This is a genomic window from Vibrio sp. Vb0937 (assembly GCF_033338855.1).
On sequence record NZ_JAWOTK010000132.1, the window covers coordinates 1 to 1621 of the forward strand.

The window sequence follows — 1621 nt, forward strand, 5'->3', positions numbered from 1 at the left end:
CGATGAATGAAGCTGGTTTGGACTTTAATGCGAATTGGATCATTGAATCGGACTTCGAATGTGAGGGGGGGTATCAAGCGTTCAAGAAAATGGCTGAACGAGGTACGTTACCCAGCTCGATTTTTGTCTCTAACGATATGATGGCGATGGGGGTGATTAACGCCGCAAATGAGCTCAGTATTAAAGTGCCAGATGATCTTTCCATTATTGGCTACGATGACATTCATATCGCGAAATTTATGTCGCCTGCCTTAACGACCATCCACCAACCCAAATATCGACTCGGCCAAGCTGCCGTCGAAACTCTTGTCCGAAGACTGGACGACAAATCTAACGAAGCTCAAGTCGTTCAACTGGAACCAACATTGGTTGTACGCAACAGTGTGACGAATTTCTCTTAATTAAAAATAAACGCATGGTTAACAAATTTAGTGCATATAATTTATAAAAAATGGGCTAAAAATAAATAAGCATGCAAAACAGATGTTCGAATTTATTAACTCAACATTTGAAAAGTGTGATTTTTTGCGAGTAACTCGAAAGATTTCGTGTCGATAGTGCTTAAAAAGCTTATTATTAATAAAGCCTATAATTAGATTTATAAATTATTGAGATGAATGGAAAATCTTTATGTTAGTTAAGAGATATGCACAGTATTCAGTAAAGAGGCCGTGGTTTCACCGTTTCAATATTTCACTAGTATTAACGGTGTTTGTCGTGAGTGTTTATGAGCTACTTGCGAATGAAGAGTATGTATACTTGGCTGGCGTGGTGTTTACATTTGCTTCGACTTTACTGTTCGCGTCAGCATCGACGTTCAAAAAGCGCTACCTAGGACACGAGTCCTAGTTCATTTAGAATGAATGGTTGATATAAATAGGCGCTTTCAAGTAAGTAATGATCTGATTTATGATCGAGTGCATCAAGAGGAGGACAAATGTCCTCCTTTTTGTTTGTTGCTGCACCCTAATATGGGCGTATTCCAAACAAAATAATAAAGGACATCACCATGGACCTATTTGCCTTACTCGATATCAACAATACCCTCGTTAACATTCCGATTGGCGACGGCTACGCAATGAGCTGGATCGAAGCATTCGGAACCGTCTTTGGTCTGCTTTGCATTTGGTTTGCGAGTCAAGAGAAGACCATAAACTACGTATTCGGCTTACTGAATGTCACGCTTTTTGCTGTTATCTTTTTCCAAATTCAGTTGTACGGGTTGCTACTTCTTCAACTGTTTTTCTTCTGCGCCAACATTTACGGTTGGTACGCATGGACTCGACCAAATGCACAAGGTGAAACGTTGGAAGTTCGTTGGCTTAGCAAGCAAAAGCTGATGGCGACTGCGGTTGTTTGTGTGGTCTCGATTGCATTGTTGACCATCTACATTGACCCATTCTTCTTCGCGCTAGCAAACATTGCTGTTGATAGCCTAAACATTTTCGGTGCAGGCCTGTCTGAGCCAGTACTTGAGCCTGATGCGTTCCCGTTCTGGGATGCAACTATGACGGTACTTTCTGTTGTTGCACAAATTCTGATGACACGTAAATACGTCGAAAACTGGATTCTATGGGTTGTGATTAACATCATCAGTGTGGGTATCTACGCGACGCAAGGT

3 protein-coding genes are annotated in these 1621 nt (G+C 41.2%); all 3 read left to right on the forward strand.

Annotation, left to right across the window (positions count from 1 at the left end):
- The coding region (locus tag R7P67_RS23760) for a substrate-binding domain-containing protein (protein WP_318086185.1) at positions 1-401 on the forward strand (401 nt) is incomplete at its 5' end.
- A gap of 229 nt (positions 402-630) precedes the next feature.
- Positions 631-849: a hypothetical protein gene (locus R7P67_RS23765; protein WP_005499106.1), complete on the forward strand. Its 219-nt coding sequence runs from the start codon at positions 631-633 to the stop codon at positions 847-849.
- Positions 850-1009: 160 nt separating this feature from the next.
- On the forward strand, positions 1010-1621 hold a 612-nt coding region (pnuC, locus tag R7P67_RS23770; protein ID WP_318086186.1), incomplete at its 3' end, for a nicotinamide riboside transporter PnuC.

Coding starts and splice junctions, on each gene's coding strand:
- R7P67_RS23765 (WP_005499106.1), top strand. CDS start 631: ATGTTAGTTAAGAGATATGCACAGTATTCAGTAAAGAGGCCGTGGTTT.